At 71.3% G+C, this 21,735-nt stretch carries 18 protein-coding genes; 12 read left to right on the top strand and 6 right to left on the bottom strand.

All coding sequences use genetic code 11. The features are described 5' to 3' along the window. The first annotated feature begins 133 nt into the window (after positions 1-133). Positions 134-1,165 (top strand): ATP-binding cassette domain-containing protein, encoded by a 1,032-nt coding sequence (locus tag ACH4YP_RS24705; RefSeq protein WP_361063055.1) that lies wholly within the window; start codon positions 134-136, stop codon positions 1,163-1,165. Then, positions 1,162-1,941, top strand: coding sequence for an ABC transporter permease (locus ACH4YP_RS24700; protein ID WP_361063058.1), 780 nt, complete (start codon positions 1,162-1,164; stop codon positions 1,939-1,941). The genes ACH4YP_RS24705 and ACH4YP_RS24700 overlap by 4 nt, the downstream gene beginning before the upstream one ends. 44 nt (positions 1,942-1,985) lie before the next feature. Here ACH4YP_RS24700 and ACH4YP_RS24695 read toward each other — a convergent pair whose 3' ends face one another. Together ACH4YP_RS24695 and ACH4YP_RS24690 are read right to left on the bottom strand one after the other, a co-directional pair. Further along, positions 1,986-2,828: a siderophore-interacting protein gene (locus ACH4YP_RS24695; protein WP_361063061.1), complete on the bottom strand. Its 843-nt coding sequence runs from the start codon at positions 2,826-2,828 to the stop codon at positions 1,986-1,988. Positions 2,829-2,938: 110 nt separating this feature from the next. Beyond that, on the bottom strand, positions 2,939-3,886 hold the full coding sequence (locus tag ACH4YP_RS24690) for a 5'-3' exonuclease (protein ID WP_361063073.1): 948 nt from the start codon (positions 3,884-3,886) through the stop codon (positions 2,939-2,941). A 268-nt stretch (positions 3,887-4,154) separates the two neighbouring features. On the opposite strand from ACH4YP_RS24690, the gene ACH4YP_RS24685 reads away from it, so the two are divergent. From ACH4YP_RS24685 to ACH4YP_RS24670, 4 genes are all read left to right on the top strand, one after another. Beyond that, a complete protein-coding gene (locus tag ACH4YP_RS24685) occupies positions 4,155-5,243 on the top strand; it encodes a betaine/proline/choline family ABC transporter ATP-binding protein (protein WP_361063064.1) in 1,089 nt (362 codons plus the stop codon). Continuing rightward, a complete protein-coding gene (locus ACH4YP_RS24680) occupies positions 5,236-7,851 on the top strand; it encodes an ABC transporter permease/substrate binding protein (protein ID WP_398492495.1) in 2,616 nt (871 codons plus the stop codon). The genes ACH4YP_RS24685 and ACH4YP_RS24680 overlap by 8 nt, the downstream gene beginning before the upstream one ends. Before the next feature lie 305 nt (positions 7,852-8,156). After that, a complete protein-coding gene (locus tag ACH4YP_RS24675; protein ID WP_361067090.1) occupies positions 8,157-8,723 on the top strand; it encodes an XRE family transcriptional regulator in 567 nt (188 codons plus the stop codon). 43 nt (positions 8,724-8,766) lie between these two features. Then, complete coding sequence (locus ACH4YP_RS24670; RefSeq protein ID WP_361067093.1) at positions 8,767-9,486, top strand: helical backbone metal receptor; 720 nt, start codon at positions 8,767-8,769, stop codon at positions 9,484-9,486. Here the strand turns inward: ACH4YP_RS24670 and ACH4YP_RS24665 are convergent. Next, positions 9,413-10,474, bottom strand: a complete 1,062-nt coding sequence (locus tag ACH4YP_RS24665) for a TDT family transporter (RefSeq protein ID WP_398492615.1) — start codon at positions 10,472-10,474, stop codon at positions 9,413-9,415. The genes ACH4YP_RS24670 and ACH4YP_RS24665 overlap by 74 nt on opposite strands. A gap of 211 nt (positions 10,475-10,685) precedes the next feature. Between ACH4YP_RS24665 and ACH4YP_RS24660 the strand changes: the two genes are divergently transcribed. After that, the gene (locus tag ACH4YP_RS24660; protein WP_398492492.1) at positions 10,686-11,636 is read left to right on the top strand and encodes a LysR family transcriptional regulator; all 951 of its coding nucleotides are present in this window, start codon (positions 10,686-10,688) and stop codon (positions 11,634-11,636) included. A gap of 114 nt (positions 11,637-11,750) precedes the next feature. Beyond that, complete coding sequence (locus tag ACH4YP_RS24655) at positions 11,751-12,737, top strand: aminoglycoside phosphotransferase family protein (protein ID WP_361067102.1); 987 nt, start codon at positions 11,751-11,753, stop codon at positions 12,735-12,737. Here the strand turns inward: ACH4YP_RS24655 and ACH4YP_RS24650 are convergent. Beyond that, positions 12,706-13,386, bottom strand: coding sequence for a gamma-glutamyl-gamma-aminobutyrate hydrolase family protein (locus ACH4YP_RS24650; RefSeq protein WP_361067105.1), 681 nt, complete (start codon positions 13,384-13,386; stop codon positions 12,706-12,708). The two genes, ACH4YP_RS24655 and ACH4YP_RS24650, sit on opposite strands and share 32 nt — an antisense overlap. Positions 13,387-13,499: 113 nt before the next feature. After that, a complete protein-coding gene (locus ACH4YP_RS24645; protein WP_361067108.1) occupies positions 13,500-14,234 on the bottom strand; it encodes an FCD domain-containing protein in 735 nt (244 codons plus the stop codon). 77 nt (positions 14,235-14,311) lie between these two features. Between ACH4YP_RS24645 and ACH4YP_RS24640 the strand changes: the two genes are divergently transcribed. From ACH4YP_RS24640 to ACH4YP_RS24625, 4 genes are read left to right on the top strand one after another with little or no spacing between them, the layout of a single operon-like run. Beyond that, the gene (locus ACH4YP_RS24640) at positions 14,312-15,676 is read left to right on the top strand and encodes a glutamine synthetase family protein (protein ID WP_361067110.1); all 1,365 of its coding nucleotides are present in this window, start codon (positions 14,312-14,314) and stop codon (positions 15,674-15,676) included. 8 nt (positions 15,677-15,684) lie between these two features. Beyond that, positions 15,685-17,073 carry an aldehyde dehydrogenase family protein gene (locus ACH4YP_RS24635; RefSeq protein WP_398492489.1) on the top strand — a complete coding sequence of 463 codons (1,389 nt, stop codon included), beginning with the start codon at positions 15,685-15,687 and terminating at the stop codon, positions 17,071-17,073. Further along, on the top strand, positions 17,070-17,861 hold the full coding sequence (locus ACH4YP_RS24630; protein ID WP_398492487.1) for a 3-oxoacyl-ACP reductase: 792 nt from the start codon (positions 17,070-17,072) through the stop codon (positions 17,859-17,861). Before ACH4YP_RS24635 ends, ACH4YP_RS24630 begins: the two co-directional genes overlap by 4 nt. A gap of 60 nt (positions 17,862-17,921) precedes the next feature. Then, positions 17,922-18,881, top strand: a complete 960-nt coding sequence (locus ACH4YP_RS24625; RefSeq protein ID WP_398492613.1) for a DUF2510 domain-containing protein — start codon at positions 17,922-17,924, stop codon at positions 18,879-18,881. Positions 18,882-18,952: 71 nt separating this feature from the next. Here the strand turns inward: ACH4YP_RS24625 and ACH4YP_RS24620 are convergent, their stop codons facing one another. Continuing rightward, complete coding sequence (locus tag ACH4YP_RS24620; protein WP_398492485.1) at positions 18,953-20,155, bottom strand: amino acid deaminase/aldolase; 1,203 nt, start codon at positions 20,153-20,155, stop codon at positions 18,953-18,955. Positions 20,156-21,735 lie beyond the last annotated feature (1,580 nt).

The following is a 21,735-nucleotide window of genomic DNA, read 5'->3' as shown; positions in this document are numbered from 1 at the left end:
CCGCCAGGGTCTCGAACCCCGAGCCGACTCCGCGGTGAGGCAGGCCAGGCGATCGAGGTGCGGCACACCCAGGATAGCCCGGCGCTCTTCACGCGGATCAGCTGTCATCCGCTCACCCAGGAGAGCAGTCGTCATGAGCACCCGTGCGCCCGCAGTGCTGGCGCGTCAGCTGATCAAGACCTACCCCGGTGATGTCACCGCCCTCAGCGGCATGGACCTCACCGTCGAGGCGGGCACCGTCTTCGGACTCCTCGGCCCGAACGGCGCCGGCAAGTCCACCACCGTCAAGATCCTCACCACCCTCGCCCGCCCCGACTCGGGCACCGCCACGGTCGCGGGCCACGACGTCCTGCGCCACCCGGACCGGGTGCGCCGCGCGATCGGCGTGGTCGCCCAGAAGTCCGGCGCGGACCCGGTGGCCACCGGCCGCGAGAACCTCCAACTACAGGGCAGGCTCTACGGATTGAAGGGCGCGGACCTCCGCCGGAGGGTGGACGAGCTGCTGGCCCGCTTCCACCTCACGGACGCGGCAGGACGCCAGGTCAAGGGCTACTCCGGGGGCATGCAGCGTCGCCTCGACATCGCTCTCGGCCTCGTCCACCGGCCCGAGGTCCTCTTCCTCGACGAGCCGACCACCGGCCTCGACCCCGAGGCGCGCACCGCGATGTGGGACGAGGTCGCCCGCCTCGCCGGCGACGAGGGCCTGACCATCCTGCTCACCACACACCACCTCGAAGAGGCCGACCGCCTCGCCGGGCACATCGCGATCGTCGACCGCGGCCGGGTCGTCGTCGAGGGCACCCCGGACGCCCTCAAGGGCGAACTCCGCGGCGACGCCGTCCATGTGGAACTGCGCCGCCCGGTCGGCGAGGCCGGCCGTACGCTCCTGACGGGCACCCTCACCGCCCTGCCCGGCGTGTACGAGGCGCTCTTCGACGGCCGCCGCATCAGCGTCCGCGCCGAGGACGGGGCCGCGGCCGTGCCCGCCCTGCTCACCGCCCTGGAACGCGCCGGGGCCGCCGTCAGCGCCGCCACCGTCGCCCGTCCGTCGCTCGACGACGTCTATCTGCGCTACGCGGGCCGCCGTTACTCCGAAGCCGAGGCGGCGGCAGCGGTCGCGGCCGGGGGAACCGACGGCCTCGCCCTCACGGGAGGCACCCGATGAGCACCAACACCCTCACCCAGACTTGGTACATGACGCAGCGTCAACTGACGGCGGTACTGCGCCAGCCCGCGTACGTCGTGATGATGCTGATCCAGCCCGCGATCTGGCTGTTCCTGTTCGGCAACCTCTTCAAGGAGGTCGTCGAGCTCGGCGGCTTCGGCACGAGCAGCTATCTCGACTACCTCGTGCCGGGCATCGTCGTGATGAGCGCGCTCAGCTCCAACATGTGGGCGGGCATGGGCACGTTGGAGGAGATCGAGCGCGGCACGCTGAACCGGTTCCTGACCACTCCGGTCGGCCGCGGCGCCCTGATGAACGCCAACGTCGTGCAGCAGGCGCTCACCACGGCCGTGCAGTCCCTGCTGATCATCCTGCTCGGCAAACTCGGCGGCGCGGACTATCCCGGCGGGGCCACGGGCCTGCTCGTCCTCGTCGTCGCGGCCTCGCTGCTCGGCACGGTCTTCGGCGCGTTCTCCAACGCGCTCGGCATGCTGGTGCGCCAACGGGAGTCGCTCATCGGCATCAACACCTTCCTGCTGCTGCCGCTGACCTTCCTCTCCTCGGCCTTCATGGCCCCCTCCCGGATGCCCGGCTGGATGCGCGACATCGCCGACTGCAACCCACTGAACTGGGCGATGGTGGCGGGCCGTTCGGCGATGTCGGAGAACCCGGACTGGAGCGGCGTACTGACGAGGGGCGGCGCACTGCTCGCCCTGGCGGTGACGGCGGTATGGCTGTCGATCCGCACGTTCAGGTCGTACCAGCGCTCGGTCTAGAAGGGCCGCGCCCCCGTCAGGGGCGCGGGGCCGCGGGGCTGTGACTAGGCGACCGGGGGAGCCTCCTGCTCCGCCTCGATCCGCGCGTTCCAGTCCCGCTTCGCGGCCTGCCACCCGTCCTCGTTGTGCCCCAGCCGCCAGTACCCGGAGATGGACAGATCCTCACGGGCGACCTCGTGCTCGACGCGGAGCAGCCGGCGAAGCTCCTTCACGAACGCGGCCTCACCGTGCACGAACGCGTGCACCCTGCCCTCGGGGAACGAAAGGCCCCGCACGGCCTCGACCAGCGCGGCGCCGATCGGCCGGTCGCCGCGGTGCAGCCAGACGACCTCCACGTCGGAGTCGATCTTCTGCTCCTCCTCGGGCCCCGCGACCTCCACGAAGGCGTGCACCCGCGCACCGTCGGGCATGGCCTCCAGCGAGGCGGCGATCGCGGGCAGCGCGCTCTCGTCACCGGCCAGCAGATGCCAGTCCGCCCCGGTGTCGGGGGCGTACGCCCCGCCGGGGCCGAGGAACCGGACGACCTCGCCGGCCTGGACGCGTGTCGCCCACGGTCCGGCGAGACCCTCGTCGCCGTGGATCACGAAGTCGAGTGTCAGCTCGCGCAGTTCGGGATCCCAGGCGCGCACCGTGTACGTACGCGTCACGGGCCACTGGTCGCGCGGGAACTCCTCGCGGATCCGGGCCATGTCGAAGGGCTCGGGATAGGTCACGCCCTCGGCCCCGAACAGCAGTTTGACGTAGTGGTCGGTGCTCGTGCCCGCGGTGAACTCGGCCAGGCCGTCGCCGCCGAGGACCACACGCTGCATATGCGGTGTGAGTCGTTCTGTGCGGATCACGCTCGCGGCGTGGGGCTTGGGGGCCTTCCGTGCCGGACGCTCTGCCATGACAGCCTCCCGAAGTTCGCTTAGGCTTGCCTAAGTTAGCACCTCACCGTCCACTGGCGCCCCCCTTCGTGAGAACCTCATTGCCTATTCTTGGGAATCGGGTTGCCGTTTCACCTGTGGAGTGTCGTCAACAGCCGCGCCAGCGAACCACCCAGGCCCCAGCGTGTCGCGAGCTCGTCCAGAGCTGCCGGATCGCGCGGTGCGTGGGGCAGCGCGGTGGTCACGTCCGGCAAGGGTACGTCTCCGGCCACCCGGACGACTTCGGGCGCGACGGCGACGTACGGCCGGGACTCGTCGAGACGCTTGCGCTGGGACGGTGTGAGCTTGGCCTTCGGGTCGTCGACCGCCGCCATGATCCCGGCCAGGTCGCCGAACTCGGCCAGCAGCTTGGCGGCCGTCTTCTCGCCGATGCCCGGCACCCCCGGCAGGCCGTCGCTCGGGTCGCCGCGCAGCAGTGCCAGAGTCGCGTACCCCGCGCCGTCGACGCCGTACTTCTCGCGCAGCCAGGCCTCGTCCGTGACCTGGAGCATGCCGACGCCCTTGAGCGGGTACAGCACGCGCACCTCCCGCTTGTCGTCGACCAGTTGGTACAGGTCGCGGTCGCCGGTGACGATGTCGACCGGGCCCGTGGCGCGGCCGGCGAACGTCCCGATCACGTCGTCCGCCTCGTACCCCTCGACGCCCACGCGCGCGATGCCCAGCGCGTCCAGGACCGCCTCGATGACCGGCACCTGGGGCGAGAGCGTGTCGGGCACCTCCTCCTCGTCCGGGCCGGTCTCGGTCTCCTGGGCGACGCGGTGCGCCTTGTAGGAGGGGATCAGGTCGACCCGCCACTGCGGCCGCCAGTCCGCGTCCATGCAGGCGACCAGATCGTCCGGGTGGTGGTCCTTGACCAGCCGGTCGATGAATTCGAGCAGGCCCCGCACGGCGTTCACCGGTGTGCCGTCCGGGGCCCGCACGGAATCCGGGACCCCGAAATAGGCCCGGAAGTACAGGGAGGCGGTGTCGAGGAGCATGGTTCGCCGGGGCTGCTGCGTCTGCTGCGTCACGCCTCGCATCATGCCGTACGCCACTGACAGTCACCGGTCGGCGCGGAAGGGCGACAAAAGCGCGTGCCCGCGCCTTCCGGATGTAAACGCCTTGTGAAGTGGGACACGGTCGCGTTTGCGCCACCAGGGCCGGGGCAGGCGCCGATCCGGAGCGAACCCGGTCGCATTTTCAACCACATCTGACATATGCGCACCGGAAGAGCGGGCGGAACCCGCTTCGCTCCACGGCCCGCCGGCGGGGGAGGCGGGCCGTCTTCGTTCGACCCGAGAGGTACTTGTGTCATCCAGGCTGCAGGCGGAACAGCTCTACAAAGTGTTCGGCAGACGACCCGGCGAGGCGGTCGAGCGACTGCGCGGGGGAGCCGACCGTGAGGAACTGCGTGCGGACGGCACCACGGCCGCGGTGATCGACGCGTCGTTCACCGTGGAACCGGGCGAGATCTTCGTCGTCATGGGCCTGTCCGGGTCCGGAAAGTCCACGTTGCTGCGCATGCTCAACGGGCTCCTGGAGCCGACCGCGGGACGCGTGGTCTTCGACGGGCAGGAACTGACCGCGCTCAACGACCGTGAGATGCGCGAGGTGCGCTCCAAGAAGGTCAGCATGGTCTTCCAGCACTTCGCGCTCTTCCCGCACCGCAGCGTCCTGGAGAACGCCGCGTACGGCCTGGAGGTGCAGGGTCTGCCGCGCGCCGAGCGCGAGGAGCGCGCCACCAAGGCCCTGGTGCTGGCCGGACTCGCCGGCTGGGAGAAGTCCTGGCCCGACGAACTGTCCGGCGGCATGCAGCAGCGCGTGGGCCTTGCCCGGGCGCTCGCCACCGACGCCGACCTGCTGCTGATGGACGAGTCCTTCAGCGCGCTCGACCCGCTGATCCGCCGCGACATGCAGGACCAGCTGATCGAGCTGCAGAAGAAGCTCAAGAAGACCATCGTCTTCATCACCCACGACCTCAACGAGGCCATGCGCCTGGGCGACCGCATCGCCGTCATGCGCGACGGCCGCATCGTCCAGATCGGCACCGCCGAGGACATCCTCGTCCGCCCCGCGAACGACTACGTGGCCTCCTTCACGAAGGACGTCGACCGCTCTCGGGTCCTCACCGCTTCTTCCGTCATGGACACGGAGCTGCGCGGCGACGAGGCCGACTGCAACTGCGAGACCGCCAGGCCCGACTCCTCGTTCGGCGACCTGTGCGCCATCAGCGCGCGGCTCACGCACCCCGTGGCCGTCGTCGACAAGAAGGGCAAGCTGCTCGGTGTCGTACCCCGGCAGCGGCTCGTCGGCTTCCTCGGCGACGAACAGGGCGAACCAGTGCCCTGCGACACACCGCGCGACAAGACCGTCAAGGCGGTGAAGGCCGGTGCCTAGGATCCCCTTCGGCGACCGGGTCAACGACACGGTCGACTGGCTGCTCAACCACATGTCGTGGCTCTTCGACTTCCTGAAGACCGTCTTCCAGGGCACCTACGACATCATCAACGACGTCCTTCAGGCGCCCGAACCCCTGCTCCTCGCGGGCATCTTCGCGGTCATCGCGTTCTGGCTGCGCGGCACGTCCGCCGGTGTCCTCGCCTTCGTGGGATTCGCCTTCATCGACTCCCTCGAACTGTGGGAGAACGCGATGGTGACCCTGTCGCTGGTCCTCGTGGCGACGATCATCGCGCTGGTGATCTCCGTGCCCGTCGGCATCTGGGCGGCACGCTCGGACCGGGTCAGCGGCCTCGTACGCCCCGTGCTCGACCTCATGCAGACGATGCCGGCGATGATCTACCTCATCCCGGCGATCCTGTTCTTCGGCACCGGCGGACCCGCGGGCATCGTGGCCACCCTGATCTTCGCCCTGGCACCCGGCGTCCGGATGACGGAACTGGGCATCCGCCAGGTCGACAAGGAACTGGTCGAGGCCGCCGACGCGTTCGGCACCACCCCCCGCAACATCCTGCTGCGCGTCCAGCTGCCGCTCGCGCTGCCCACCGTCATGGCCGGCGTCAACCAGGTCATCATGCTGGGCCTGTCCATGGCCGCGATCGCCGGCATGGTCGGCACCGGCGGCCTCGGCGGCGACGTGAACGAGGCGATCGGCCAGCTCAACGTCGGCCTCGGCGCCGAGGCGGGCATAGCCATCGTCATCCTCGCCATCTACCTGGACCGCATGACCAGCGCCCTTGGCACCCAGGTCTCGCCGCTCGGCCGCCGCACCGCCGCCAAGCTGCAGGCCGCACAGGGCCTGAAGATCTGGTCCTACCGCCCCCGGCCCTCCGTGGCCGTCATCGGCGTCGTCGTGCTCGCGCTCGTCGCGGGCGGCATGGGCATGTTCGGCTCCAGCGACAGCGAGACCACCGCGTCCGACGGCGGGAACGTCGGCCAGGGCAAGAAGGTCACCATCGGCTACATCCCCTGGGACGAGGGCGTCGCCTCCACCTTCCTCTGGAAGGAGATCCTGGAGCAGCGCGGCTTCGAGGTCGAGACCAAGCAGTTCGACGCCGGCCCGCTCTACACCTCGCTCGCCCAGGGCGACATCGACTTCCAGACCGACTCCTGGCTGCCGACCACCCACGAGCAGTACTGGAAGAAGTACGGCAAGCAGCTCGACGACCTGGGCTCCTGGTACGGCCCGACGTCCCTGGAACTGAGCGTGCCCGCCTACATGGAGGACATCAAGTCCCTGGAGGACCTCAAGGGCAAGGCGGGCGAGTTCGGCGGCAAGATCACCGGCATCGAGTCCAGCGCCGGAATGATGGGCCTCCTCAAGACCAAGGTGCTCAAGGAGTACGGGCTCGACAAGGAGTACAAGGTCGTCGACAGCTCCACGCCCGCCATGCTGGCCGAGCTGAAGCGCGCGTACGCCAAGAAGGAGCCGTTCGTCGGCACGCTCTGGTCGCCGCACTGGGCGTACAGCGAGTACAAGCTGAGGAAGCTCGAGGACCCGAAGGGCGCCTGGGGCAAGGGCGACGGCGTGCACACGCTCTCCCGCAAGGGCTTCGCCCAGGACAACCCGGTCGTCGCCAAGTGGCTCAAGAGCTTCAAGATGACCGAGAAGCAGCTCACCAGCCTTGAGGCTGACATCAACAAGGCCGGCAAGGGCAAGCAGCAGGACGCCGTACGCACCTGGCTGAAGAGCAACCCGGGCGTCGTCGACAAGCTGGCCCCGGTCGCGAAGTCCTCCTCCGGCACCCCGGCCGAGGCGAAGCGCACGGTCGACGTCGCCTGGTTCCCCTGGGACGAGGACATCGCCGTCACCTACCTCTGGAAGGACGTCCTGGCCCGGCGCGGCTACAAGCTGAACCTGAAGCAGATGGACGTCGGCCCGGTCTACACCGGCCTCGCCACCGGCGACATCGACCTCAACTTCGACGCCTGGCTGCCGTACGCGCAGGCCAACTACTGGGACAAGCACAAGAACAACCTGCGCGACCTCGGCACCTGGTACGAGCCGACCTCCCTGGAGATCGCGGTGCCCTCGTACGTGAAGGACGTCAAGTCCCTCGCGGATCTCAAGGGCAAGGGCGATCTCTTCAACGGGAAGATCATCGGCATCGAACCGGGCACCGGCGAGATGAACCTCGCCAAGACGAAGGTCCTGCCCGGCTACGGCCTGGACGAGGAGTACGAGATCGTCGACGGCTCCACGCCCGCGATGCTGGCCGAGCTGAAGCGCGCGTACGCCAAGAAGGAGCCCGTCGCCGTCACGCTCTGGTCGCCGCACTGGGCCTACAGCGAATACAAGCTGACGAAGCTCGCGGACCCGAAGAAGACGTTCGGTGAGGGCAACACGATCCGGACCATCTCCAGCAAGAAGTTCCCGGAGCAGTACCCGCAGCTCACCAAGTGGATCAAGAACTTCAAGATGAGCGAGGACGAACTCGGCAGCCTGGAGAGCGAGATCAAGGACCGCGGCCAGGGGCAGGAGGAGGAAGCCGTCTCCGCGTGGCTGAAGGAGCACCCGGACATGGTGGAACGGATGACTCCGCAGTAAGCACGTCCCCCGGTAGGGGCCTCCGCGAGGGGTGGGCAGCGCCGTACGGCGCTGCCCACCCCTCGCGCCGTACCCGCGCATACGACCCGGGCAACGGCCGCCCCGGTCCGCCGGCGCCGTGCGGCGATGTTCACAGCGATGTGACGGGCGCATGAAACGGTTTGCCGAACACCCGTAGGGTGCAGACAACACATCAGGAACTCGCGAGAAATTGGCGCGTACGTACAACGAACGTGCCGCCACCGCACCACGGGCACGCACACACAGAGCAGCGCACCGACGACGCACAGGGGGGAGCCGAGGCGATGGACGAGAACAAGGAAACCCTTCGAGTGGGCGCGGCCGTCAGGCGGCGGCGCCGGGCACTGGAGCTCACCCTCGCCGTCGTCGCCGAGCGCAGCGGCCTGTCGGTGCCGTTCCTGAGCCAGGTCGAGAACGAGCGGGCGCGGCCCAGCATGCGTTCCCTCCAACGGGTCGCGGACGCCCTGCACACGACGTGTGTCGAACTCCTCGCCGCCGCCGACCCGGCGCGCAGCGTCGACCTGGTGCGCGCGGACGACTCCGAGTTCACCCACGAGCCCCGAGTGCGCCCCCTGGTGCGCGGTCACCACCAGTTGCACGCCATGGAGTTCTCCGGCGATCACGACGCCGGCCGCGAATTCCAGCACCGCAACGACGAGTTGATGTACGTGGCCGACGGCGCCGTCGAGGTCGAGGCCGAGGGCCGCGCGTACCGACTGGGACGCGGCGACACCCTGCACCTGACGGGCGGCGTGCGGCACCGGTGGCGGGCGACCGACGCGGACACACGCGTGCTCATCGTCGCGGTCGCGGACCACATCGAGGCCGTGGAGGACGATCCGCGCCGATGAGCGACCACCGATCACCGACGACCGCCGTCCGGAGAGCTCGGCCATGAGAGTGGTGTCACTCGTCCCGTCGCTCACCGAGGCCGTCGCCGTGTCCGCGCCGGGTGTCCTGGTCGGGGCGACCGACTGGTGCAGTCATCCGGCCGACCTCGACGTCGTACGCGTCAAGGGCACCAAGAACCCGGACGTCGAGCGGATCGTCGCCCTCGCGCCCGACCTGGTCATCGCCAACGAGGAGGAGAATCGCGAGCCCGACCTGACCGCCCTGCGGCAGGCGGGACTCGACGTGCTCGTCACCGAGGTACGGGATGTGCCGGGGGCCTTTCGGGAACTGGACAGGGTGGTCCGCGCGTGCGGGCTGCGGACCCGGCCGCGGTGGCTGGACGAGGCCGAGGAGGCCTGGCTGGACCGGCCCTGCCCGGAGAGGCGCCTGCGCGCCGCCGTGCCGATCTGGCGGCGGCCCTGGATGGTGGTCGGACGGGACACCTTCGCCGGGGACGTACTGGCCCGCCTGGGCGTCGACAACGTGTACGCGAGCCATGCGGAACGCTATCCGCGGGTCCCGGTCGAGGAACTGCGCGCCGCCGGCCTCGACCTGGTGGTGCTGCCCGACGAGCCGTACCGCTTCACGAGCGACGACGGCCCGGAGGCCTTCGAAGGGGTGCCCTGCGCACTCGTCGGCGGGCGCCATCTCACGTGGTACGGACCGTCGTTGACGGAAGCTCCGCGAGTGCTCGGCGCGGCGCTGCGAGCAGCCGTCCGCTGACGAGGCCGCGAGCCGTGTGGACGGCGGCCACCGCCCAGGCCGCGAGGAGCAGGGCGTACAGGGCGACCGTGAGTCCGTCGTAGACGACGAGCCCGGTGTGCCGGGCGAGCCCCTCGGCGCCCGTCACACACGTACCGACCGGGAAGGTGAACGCCCACCAGGTCATGCCGAAGACCATGCCCCGGCGGCGGGCCCGCAGCACCAGGGCGGCGGCCAGCGCCAGCCAGAGCAGCGCGAAACCCATCACCGGGACGCCGTAGAGCACCGGCAGGATCCCGAACCCCTGGTCGTACGGAGCCGGCACCACACCCGGGGCGGCGACGGCGAACTTGTCGACGGCCGTCGTGGACTGGCCCAGCGGGCCCAGGACCAGGAACAGGGTCGGGGTGAGCGCGAGCGGCAGCGGACCGCCCGTGACGAGCCGGGCGAAGATCATCGGCAGCATCACGAGCGTGGCCAGCAGGCTGAGACCGAACATCGCGAAGCAGGCGAGCAGCAGGGTCTCGCGGGCCTGACCGGCCGGGAGATGCGGTACGAGTAGGGGGCCGAGCGCCGCGGAGACCATCGGCGCGACGAGGGGGAGCAGCCACACGGGGGTGGCCTGGGACGGGTCCACCCGGTGGCGCACGACCATCAGATACGGGACGGCCACCGCCGCCGCCAGGCCGATCAGGGTGCCCGTGGAGAAGAGCACCACGTCCAGGGCGACCGCCGCTTGTACGCCGATCCAGTCCTGCCCCACCACCAGGGCGCCGCCGCCCACGGCCAGCAGGGCCATGGAGAGGCAGCCGTAGAAGGGGGCCATCGACGGGTCCAGGAGGTGGGCGCGGGCCTGGTCCCTGTGGTGCGTCCAGTGGGCCGCCCGGGCGGCCAGCAGGGCGATGAGCATGGCCAGGGACAGCGCCCAGACCGTCGTGCAGAACGTGCGCAGGCCCGGGAGGCCGAAGGGGAGACCCGCGCCCGCGGTGGCCACGATCGCCGTGCCCATCACCGGGGCGTACCAGTTCGGGCCGAGGTGGCGGAAGGGGGATGACTTTGCCTGTGCCGCCGCGTTTGCCCTTGTGAGGCGGCCGGGGTTGGCATGGCTGGTGTTGTCCGTGGTGGCGGTGAGCGGGTGGGCTGTGGCCATGAGTTCACCGTGCCTCCGTGGGGCACGGCTCACCAGGGAGTACCGGTCTATGAGGGCATAAGGTGGGCTTATGAGTCGGGATGACGGGACGGGTGACCAGGGGGTTCGCGAGACGGCGCCCATACCGGGAGGCGGGCTGTCGCATCGGGTCCCCGATCTGGGTGCGCTGGAGCTGCTGCTCGCCGTGGCGCGGCTCGGGAGCCTTGGGCGGGCCGCCCGCGAGACCGGGATCACGCAGCCGGCCGCCAGCAGCCGGATCCGGTCCATGGAACGGCAGTTGGGGGTCGCCCTGGTGGACCGCTCACCCACAGGGTCGCGGCTCACCGACGCCGGAGCGCTGGTGACGGACTGGGCCCGGCGGGTGGTGGAGGCCGCGGAGGCCTTCGACGCGGGGGCGCAGGCGTTGCGGGACCGGCGGGACTCCCGGCTGCGGGTCGCGGCGAGCATGACGATCGCCGAGTATCTGCTGCCCGGGTGGCTGCTCGCGCTGCGCGCGCAGCGGCCGGACACCGCGGTGTCCCTGATCGCCGGGAACTCGACGGTCGTGGCCGAGCGGGTGCTCTCCGGTGAGGCGGACCTCGGGTTCGTGGAGGGCGTGTCCGTGGCGAGCGGGCTGGACTCCGTGGTGATCGCCCACGACCGGCTGATCGTGGTGACCGCGCCCGGACACGCGTGGGCGCGGAGGCGGCGGGCGCTCGACGCGGGGGAGTTGGCGGGGACGCCGTTGATTCTGCGGGAGGAGGGGTCGGGCACGCGGCAGGTGCTGGACGCGGCGCTCGGCGGGCTGGCCCGCCCTCTGATCGAGCTCTCGTCCACGACGGCGGTGAAGGCGTCCGCGGCTTCGGGGGCGGGGCCGGCGGTTCTCAGCGAGCTGGCGCTCGGGGAGGAGCTGTCCGCGCGTCGGCTCGTCGAGATTCCCGTGGACGGCGTTCGGCTGAGCCGGGATCTGCGGGCCGTGTGGCCTGTGGGGCATCGGCCTACGGGACCGGCGCGCGACTTGTTGACGTTGACACGGTCGTAGGGGCGGGGCGGGGGGCATGTGCGGCCCCGCAGGGTGGGCGCGACCAGCGCCCGCCGCACCCGCGGTGGGAAAAGTGGTGGCGACGGGGCGTGCCGCCGACGGACGATGCGGGGCATGACGATGAGCGCGCCGCCGGCGACAGGCATCCGCACCCCGTGGGGAGCGGTCCCCGAGCCGGTGAGGCAAGCCGTCGCGGACCTGCTCGGCGCCCCCGTCGTGGAAGCGGTCACTCAGACGGGCGGATTCTCGCCGGGACCGGCCGCGCGGGTGAGGACCGCGGACGGCCGACGGGCATTCGTCAAGGCCGTCAGCGCCGAGGCGAACCCGGACAGCCCGGACATGCACCGACGCGAAGCGAGGAACGCCGCCGCCCTGCCGGCCGAGACGCCCGCACCGAGGTTTCTCGGAATGCACGACGACGGGAACTGGGTGGCGCTCGTCTTCGAGGACATCGACGGGCGTCAGCCCCATGTGCCTTGGTACGAGAGGGAGTTGGCGCGTGTTCTCGACGCGGTGGGGGAGCTCAGTCGCACGCTGACGCCGTCCCCCGTGGACGTCCCGCCGGTCGGAGAGGCCCTCGCGAACGCCTTCCGAGGCTGGCAGAGGATGCTGGACGCGGGGCACGGGGCCGGAGCCGGGAGCGAGGGCCTCGACCCCTGGACCGTACGGAACCTTCCCGCGCTCGCCGAACTCGCCGCGCCCTGGGCCGAGTTCGCCTCGGGCGACACCCTCGCCCATGGCGACCTCCGCGCCGACAACATCCTCCTCACGGCCCCGGAGAACGCGCCGGGGCGGGTGCTCTTCGTCGACTGGCCTCACGCCCAGCTGGCCGCCCCCTGGTTCGACCTCCTGGTGATGCTGCCGTGTGTCCGGGCGCAGGGCGGCCCCGATCCCGAAGTGCTGTTCACCGGGCACCCGTTGGGGAGGGCGGCGGATCCGGCCGGAGTGACGGCCACCCTGGCGGCGCTGGCGGGATACTTCGTCGGACAGTCGCGGCGGCCCTCGCCGCCCGGTCTGCCGACACTCCGCGAGTTCCAGCGGGCCCAGGGCGACGCCGCCCTCGAATGGCTCAGGAAGCGGCTCGGACCAGGCCTGCCATGACGCGCGGGTCCTCGCCCATCTCGGGGTGCCACTGCACGCCCAACACCCAGCCGGGGCCGGAGAGTTCGATCGCCTCGACCGTGCCGTCCGCCGCGTGGGCGGAGGGGGCGAGGCCCGTGCCCAGGCGGTCCACCGCCTGGTGGTGGTAGGTCGGTACGGATGTTTCCTCGGGGACCAGGGCGGCGTAGAGGGAGCCCGGGACCGGCTTCACCGTGTGGTGGCCGAAGACTCCTACGGATTCGACGTGGTCGTCGATGTGCTGGACGAGCGTGCCGCCGAGCGCCACGTTCAGGAGCTGCATTCCGCGGCAGATTCCGAGGAGGGGTGTGCCGGAGGCCAACGCGGCCTCGATCAGGGCGAGTTCCCAGGTGTCGCGAGTGCGGGCCTCGGGACCGCATCGTGGGTCGCGGGCGGCGCCGTAGCGCGACGGGTCCACGTCGGGGCCGCCCGCGATCACCAGTCCGTCGAGCCGGGCCACGGTCTCGGCGGCGTGGGCGGGTTCGTCCGGCGGCAGCATCGCTGCCAGGCCGCCCGCCGACCGGACCAGGCGCGGGTAGCCGGCCGGCAGCAGTGCCGCCTCCAGCTCCCAGACACCCCAGCGCGCGGTGTCCAGGTATGTGCTGACTCCGATGAGCGGTCTGCCTGTCATCCCCACGCTCCCTGTTTCTCGTACGCCCCTCGGGAGGAGGCTAATAGACCGACCCCATACCTTTACAGGGGTGACTTGACTGGATCTTGTGGGCGGGCGCCTCGCACACGTCCTTATGCCAGGAAGCCGCGCAGGAGTGCCGCCGTGCCCCCGCAGTGTTCGCGCATCATTTCCCGGGCTCCGTCCGCGTCCCCGTCCAGCACCGCCTCGACCAGCGCCTCGTGCTGGCGCTGCGAGTGCTCCAGGTTCCGGACCAGGAGGGGGATGCAGTCGAGCAGGTCGTTCACGGTGGCGCGTACCGCCGCGTACTGGGCGGTGAGGGTCGGTGAACCGCACAGCTCGGCGAGGGTGAGGTGCAGGAGGGTGTCCAGGCGGCGGTAGTCGCTCAGGGGCGCGTCCTGCGTGCGGGCCAGCGCCTCGCGCAGGCGGGCCGACTGGGCGGGGGACAGGCCGTGGGCGGCGCAGAGGCCCGCCGCGCCCACCTCCAGGACCTCACGGAAGCGCAGGACGTCCTCTATGTCGACCTCGTCGATCCGACGGCGCAGCTCCGCCTCGCCGGGGGCGTCGGTTCGGGGAAGGACGAACGTGCCGCCGTAGCGGCCACGTCTCGACTCGACCAGGCCCTGGTCCTGGAGGACCTTCAGGACCTCGCGCAGCGTCACCCGGCTGATCCCGAGCCGGTCCGCCAACTCCCGTTCGGCGGGCAGCCGTTCGCCCCCGGGGACCAGACCGAGACGGACGACCTGGAGGATCTGCTCCAGGGCCTCCTCGAAGCCGTTGCCCGCGCGCACCGGGCGCAGCACCGGCGTCAGCCGGTCGTTCGGTTCGTGTGGATCCGGTTGCGACATCTGGCCGTGCCCCCTTCCCAAGCAATGGTTCTCGGCAATACCTTATGGCTCTCGGCTGACCGAAGGAGGCATTTTCCGTGGCAGACCGCACACCACCGCTCAGTGTCGAGGAGCTGCACGCCCTCGTCGCGAGCGGGGAGATCGACACGGTCGTCCTGGCCTTCCCGGACATGCAGGGGCGGCTCCAGGGCAAGCGGTTCGCCGCGCGCTTCTTCCTCGACGAGGTCCTGCACCACGGTACGGAGGGCTGCAACTACCTCCTGGCCGTCGACACCGACATGAACACCGTCGACGGGTACGAGATGTCGTCCTGGGAGCGTGGCTACGGGGACTTCGCCATGCATCCGGACCTGAGTACGTTGCGTCGCGTTCCGTGGAACGCGGGTACGGCGATGCTCGTCGCCGACCTCGCCTGGGACAACGGCTCGCCCGTCGTGGCCGCGCCCCGCCAGATCCTCCGGCGCCAGCTGGAGCGGCTCGCCGAGCACGGATTCACCGCGCAGGTGGGGACCGAGCTGGAGTTCATCGTCTTCAAGGACACCTACGAGCAGGCCTGGGACGCGAACTACCGGGGGCTCACGCCCGCCAATCAGTACAACATCGACTACTCGGTGCTCGGGACCGGGCGGATCGAGCCACTCCTGCGGCGTATTCGCAACGAGATGGGCGCCGCCGGGCTGACCGTCGAGTCCGCCAAGGGCGAGTGCAACCCCGGGCAGCACGAGATCGCGTTCAAGTACGACGAGGCCCTGGTCACCTGCGACCAGCACGCCATCTACAAGACCGGGGCCAAGGAGATCGCCTCCCAGGAAGGCGTCTCGCTCACCTTCATGGCCAAGTACAACGAGCGCGAGGGCAACTCCTGCCACATCCACCTCTCGCTCGCCGACGCCGACGGCACCAACGTCATGGCGGGCGACGGGGCGGGCGGGATGTCGCAGGTCATGCGGTACTTCCTCGCCGGACAGCTCGCCGCGCTCCGGGACTTCTCGCTGCTGTACGCGCCCAACATCAACTCGTACAAGCGGTTCCAGCCGGGGTCGTTCGCGCCGACGGCCGTGGCCTGGGGGTACGACAACCGGACCTGCGCACTGCGGGTCGTCGGGCACGGGCGCTCGATGCGGTTCGAGAACCGGCTCCCGGGCGGGGACGTCAATCCGCACCTCGCCGTCGCGGGGCTCGTCGCGGCCGGGCTGTACGGCATCGAGCAGAAGCTGGAGCTGCCGGAGGCGTGCACCGGGAACGCGTACACCTCGGGATACGAGCACGTGCCCACCACACTGCGCGAGGCCGCCGAGATCTGGGAGAACAGCGCCATCGCCAAGGCTGCCTTCGGTGACGAGGTGGTCGCGCACTACCGCAACATGGCGCGCGTCGAACTGGACGCCTTCGACGCCGTGGTGACCGACTGGGAGCTCCGCCGCTCCTTCGAACGTCTGTGAGGCCGAAGGTGTCGCACCTGCACGAACTGGTAGTTCTCAACCCGGCGACGGAGGAGGTCATCTCCACCGTCCCGGGTGCCACCCCCGAGGACGTCGACGCCGCGGTCGTACGGGCGGGAAGAGCGCAGGTCCGATGGGCCGCCCTCGCGCCCGGTGAGCGGGCCCGGCTGTTGCGCCGGTTCGCCGTCGTCGTCGACGAGCATCTGGAAGAGCTCGCCCAGTTGGAGGTTCGCGAGGCCGGGCACGTCGTCGGCAACGCCCGCTGGGAGGCGGGCAACGTACGAGATCTGCTCGACTACGCGGCCGGGGGAGTGGAGCGGCTCACCGGGCACCAGATCCCGGTGCCGGGTGGTCTCGACATCACGATCCTCGAACCGCTGGGTGTGGTCGGGGTCATCGCGCCCTGGAACTTCCCGATGCCCATCGCGGCGTGGGGAGTGGCTCCGGCACTCGCGGCGGGCAACGCGGTCGTTCTCAAGCCCGCCGAGACGACCCCGCTGACGGCTCTGCGGCTGGCCGAACTCGCCCTGGAGGCGGGGCTGCCGGAGCATCTCTTCCAGGTACTCCCGGGAGCGGGCCCGGTCACCGGCAACGCGCTGGTCGAACACCCCGGGGTCGCGAAGATCGTCTTCACGGGGTCAACGGCCGTGGGCAAACAGGTGTTGGCAAAGGGTTCGGCACATCTCAAACGCGTCACCCTCGAACTCGGTGGCAAGAGCCCCAACATCGTCTTCGCCGACGCCGACATCGAGGCCGCCGCGGCGGCCACCCCCATGTCCTTCCTCGACAACTCCGGCCAGGACTGCTGCGCCCGCACCCGCATCCTCGTCCAGCGGTCCGCGTACGACCGCTTCCTCGAACTCCTCGCCCCGGCGATCGAGTCCGTCACCGTCGGCGACCCGGCCGACGAGAAGACGGCCATGGGCCCGCTGATCTCCAGGTCCCAGCTGGCGCGCGTACGGTCGTACGTCACCGAGGCCGCCGACAGCGCGGTCGGCATCCGGGGCACCGCCCCCGAAGGCCCCGGCTTCTGGTTCCCGCCCACCGTCCTGACCGGAATCGAGTCCCACGCGCGCGTGGCCGTCGAAGAGGTCTTCGGACCGGTCGCCGTCGTCCTCCCCTTCGAGGACGAGGCCGACGCGATCCGCCTCGCCAACGCCACCGAGTACGGCCTCGCCGGCTCCATCTGGACCCGGGACGTCGGCCGCGCCCTGCGCGTGTCGAGCGCCGTCCGCGCCGGGAACCTGTCCGTCAACTCCCATTCCAGCGTCCGCTACTGGACCCCCTTCGGCGGCTTCAAGCAGTCGGGCATCGGCCGCGAACTCGGCCCGGACGCCCTGGCCGCCTTCACCGAAACCAAGAACGTCTTCATCAGCACGGAGGGCCCCGCACAGTGAGCGCATCGACCGACGACATCATCTGCCGCCGCCTGGTCGGCCGCACCGCCGTCATCACCGGGGCCGGCAGCGGCATCGGCCTCGCCACCGCCCGCCGGCTCGCCTCCGAGGGCGCCCACGTCGTCTGCGGCGACATCGACGAGACCCGCGGCAAGGCGGCCGCCGAGGAGACCGGCGGCATCTTCGTGAAGGTCGACGTCACCGACCCCGAGCAGGTCGAGGCGCTCTTCAGGACCGCGTTCGACACGTACGGGTCCGTCGACATCGCCTTCAACAACGCGGGCATCTCGCCGCCCGACGACGACTCGATCCTGGAGACGGGCCTGGAGGCCTGGAAGCGCGTCCAGGAGGTCAACCTCACCTCGGTCTACCTGTGCTGCAAGGCCGCGATCCCCTACATGCGGCAGCAGGGCAGGGGGTCGATCATCAACACCGCGTCGTTCGTGGCCCGGATGGGCGCGGCGACCTCGCAGATCTCGTACACGGCCTCCAAGGGCGGAGTTCTCGCCATGTCCCGTGAACTGGGCGTGCAGTTCGCCCGCGAGGGCATCCGCGTGAACGCCCTTTGCCCCGGGCCGGTCAACACACCCCTCCTCCAGGAACTGTTCGCCAAGGACCCGGAGCGGGCCGCGCGCCGCCTCGTACACATCCCGGTCGGGCGGTTCGCGCAGGCCGAGGAGATCGCTGCGGCGGTCGCCTTCCTCGCCAGCGACGACTCCTCGTTCGTGAACGCCACGGACTTCCTGGTGGACGGCGGGATCTCCGGCGCATACGTGACCCCGCTCTAGGCCCCTGCCGGAGGTGGCCGTGTGCCCGTGGCGGGTGGCGCCTAGAGTGCCTGGATGAGCATGACGCCTCCGCCCGGGTGGTACCGGGACCCCTCGGGCCCGCACGTGGAGCGCTGGTGGGACGGGACCACCTGGACCGAACACCGGCGCTCGCCCGAGGCGACGAGTCCCCAACAGCCGTACACGCAGCCGCAGTTCGCGCCCTCCACGCCGACGGTGCCGCTCGGGACCGGCGTCTCCGGCGGTTCCGGCGGCTCCGGCCGCGGGAAGGCGATCGCCCTCACCGCCGCGGCCGTCGTGCTGGTCGCCGCGATCGTCACGGGTGCCGTCGTCCTCAGAGGGGACGACGGCGACCCGCAGACCGCGCCGACGCCCACGTCGTCCGCTCCCACGAGCGCCCAGCCCTCGCCCTCGCCCTCGGAGTCCAGCTCCGAATCGTCCGCCGACGACCCCTCCGTCGTCGTGGACGAACTCAACGGCATCACCCTGCCGCTCCTCGACGGCTGGGCCAGACCCGAGAGCGTCACCGAGACCGACATCATGATGACCACGTCCGGGACGTACGACTGCCCGGGCGACGACGGCCTCTGCCGCCACGGCACGGTCATCTCGCGCACGGTCACCTCGAACGACGAGAAGTCCCCCGAGACCCTCGCCAAGGACGACATATCCGAGGCGGCCGACCGCGCCTACGACCGCAACAAGATCAACCAGCGCCCCTTCCACGGCATCACCTCCCACGAGGTGGCCGAGCAGGGCTCGGTGGCGGTCGCAGGCCGCACCGGGTACTTCGTGCGCTGGCGCGTCAAGACCGAGGCGGGGCCCGGAGGTTACGTCCAGTCGATGGCGTTCCCGTCCAGCGTCGGCTCGGAGTCGATGGTCATGGTGCGGTACGCCTTCGACGCGGGCGAGGAGGGACCGCCCCTCGCCGACATGGACCGGATCACCAAGGGGATCCGGCCGGTCGGCGACGAGAGCACGGGCGGCGGAGTGGGCAGCAGCATCGGCCCCACCCAGTAGTCGGCCCCGGCCTCCCGGACCAAGGCCGACCATGGGCTACCGGCCATCTGCTGTCGGTTGTCGGCTGTCGGCTACAGGAACGTGTGGCCTTCCCCGCGATACGTCGGGACCGTCGCCGTCACCGTGTCGCCCTCCACGAGCCGCAGCACGTCGAACCGCTCGCACAGCTCCCCGGCCTTCGCGTGCCGGAACCACACCTTGTCGCCGATCAGCAGATCGTCCGCGGGCGAGCCGAGCAGCGGCGTCTGCACCTCACCGGCCCCCTCCTGGGCGTCGTACCGCAGTCCCTCGGGCAGATACGGCACGGGCGACCGGTCGGCGCCCGCGGCACCCGACGCCGGGTAGCCGCCGCCGAGGACGGTCACCACCCCCACCCCCGGCCTGCGCACGACGGGCTGCGCGAAGAGCGCGGCCGGACGCCCGCTGAACGACGTGTAGTTGTCGAAGAGCCGCGGCTGGTACAGCCCGGACCCGGCCGCGATCTCGGTCACCGAGTCCTCGGCCGCGGTGTGCTGGACGCTGCCCGTGCCACCACCGTTGACGAACTCCAGGTCCGGCACCACGGCCCGGACCGCCCGCACGACGTCCGCACGGCGCTGCGCCAGCTCCTTGCGGGCCGTGGCCTGCATCAGCCGGATCGCACGCGACCGCAACGGCCGCCCCCGCAGGGAGTCGCCGACCCCCGCGATGTGCCCCTCGTACGCCATGATCCCGACGAGCCGGAAACCGGGCCGGCGAGCGACCGTACGGGCCATCTCGGCGACCTGGGCGGGGGAGTGCAGCGGTGAACGGCGGGCGCCGACGCGGACCCGGCCGCCGAGCATCTTCAGCGCGGTGTCCAACTCCAGGCAGACACGCACCTCTTCGCGCCCGCCGTCCCGGGCGTCGTCGATCAGCTTCAGCTGCGCCGGGTCGTCGACCATGACCGTCACGGCGGCCGCGAGCTTCGGATCTGCGGCGAGTTCCGCGTACGCCTTGCGGTCCGCGGACGGATACGCGAGCAGTACGTCCTCGAAACCGGAGCGCGCCAGCCACAGCGACTCGGCGAGCGTGAACGACATGATCCCGGCGAAACCGTCCCGGGCCAGCACGCGTTCGAGCAGCGCACGGCAGCGTACGGACTTGCTCGCGACGCGCACGGGCTTGCCTGCCGCCCTCCGTACGAGATCCTCCGCGTTGGCGTCGAAGGCCTCCAAGTCCACGATGGCGACGGGAGCGTCTAGGTGAGCGGTGGCCCGGTCGTAACGGGCTCGGTCTGCGGCGCGGGCAGTCATGGACGAAGCCTGCCAGACCTGATTACCGCAGGGTAGGGGGACGTTCCGGGCAGATGCCCCGGGCCTGCCGACTGGTTCCCACTCGCACAGCGTCAACCCGTAGAGTGACGCGCACGCAAGCAGGGAACGGGTCCGGAGGGGATCCTTCGGCGGGCCGGTCGCCGGGGCCGAGGAAACGGGGGGTGCATGAGCACGGAAGCGCGCCGCGCCTCCTTTCCGCCACGCCCCTCGACGCCCCCCGAGCAGCCCTCGGCGGAGAGCGGACGAGAGCAGTCCGAGGGGTCTGGAGACACGGGAGACGCGGGTACGTCGTCCGGTCGGGGCGCCGCTGAGGCGCCCGAGAGCCCGGACCACAGGCCAGGGCATGGCGCCTTCGGACCCGCGAGGCCCGGCCGCGCGTCGCACGAGCCCGGGGCCACGGGGGGTCCGCGGCGACCCGAGGGATCCGACGCCGACGACACGGACCCGCTCCCCGGGCGCGACCTCGGAGACGCCCCCCTGAGGCCCGGCATCGCGGGGACTCGGCCGGGGTCCGGTACCCCGGGCGGCACATCGCACCGGCCGCACGCGTCGGACGGGGCCGGCCCCCGAGGCACGTCCTCGGCCGCGTCGTCCCGCTTCCCGAACCTCCGTCCCGCCGGCGAACGCCGCCACGAACCGGAGGAGACGCCCCCGCCGCCGCCCGCCTCGGCACGCTTCCCGGACACACCGCCGCCCGACACGGGTGCCGTGCCACGCGTGGAACGGCCGGGGAAACCGCCCGTCCCCCCGCGTCCGGCGACCGGCCCACGCACTTCCCCGCCGAGCCCGCAGAACACGGCCCGCCCTCCACGCCCGGCCGACGCCCCCGGGACGACTCCGGGCCGCACCGAACAGACGCCTCCGGGCCGCACCGAGCACCCGGGCGTCCCGCCGCGCCCGCCGCGCGATCCCGGGGCGTCCTCAAGGACCACCGGCCAGGCGGATGCCCTACGGCGTCCGGCGACGGAGTCCGGGACGGGTGCGGGGCGTGCCGAGCGGGCGGGCGTCCCGCCGCGTCCGGCGCGTGATCCGGGGGCGGCTTCAAGGGCCACCGGCCAGGCGGATGTCCCACGGCGTCCGGCGACCGAGTCCGGGGCGACCGCGAGGCCTGCCGGGCGGGCAGGCTTTCCGCCGCGTCCGGTGGGGGAGCCGCGTGCTCCGAGGAGAAACGCCGAGAGGGCGGCCGGGGTCCCGCCGCGTCCCGCGAACGCACCGGGAGAGGCGGGAGCGGCCGGTCGGAGCACTCGGGGAACCGATGGCCCGGCGAGGCCCGCGACCGAGCCCCGGGGCCCGATCACGAACGGCGAGGGCAGGTCCGCCCCGCCCCGTCCCGGCACCGACCCGCGGACGGCCAACGGCACTTCCCGGACGGCCAACGGCACCTCCCAGGGGCGGCCCGGTTCCGGACTGCCCCTGCGTCCCTTCGCCCCGCCGAGGCCGGACACTCCGGCGCCCCGTCCCGGCGCCGCCGAACGCCGTGTCGCGCCGCCGTCCGGGCCGGGTGCCGCGGAACGCCCGGCCAGGCCGCCCGTTCCGCCGCGGCCGAGCACGTTCCACCC

The sequence above is a fragment of the Streptomyces sp. NPDC020747 genome (assembly GCF_044334695.1).
GTDB lineage: Bacteria > Actinomycetota > Actinomycetes > Streptomycetales > Streptomycetaceae > Streptomyces.
This window is presented reverse-complemented; position numbering and strand designations above follow the sequence as displayed.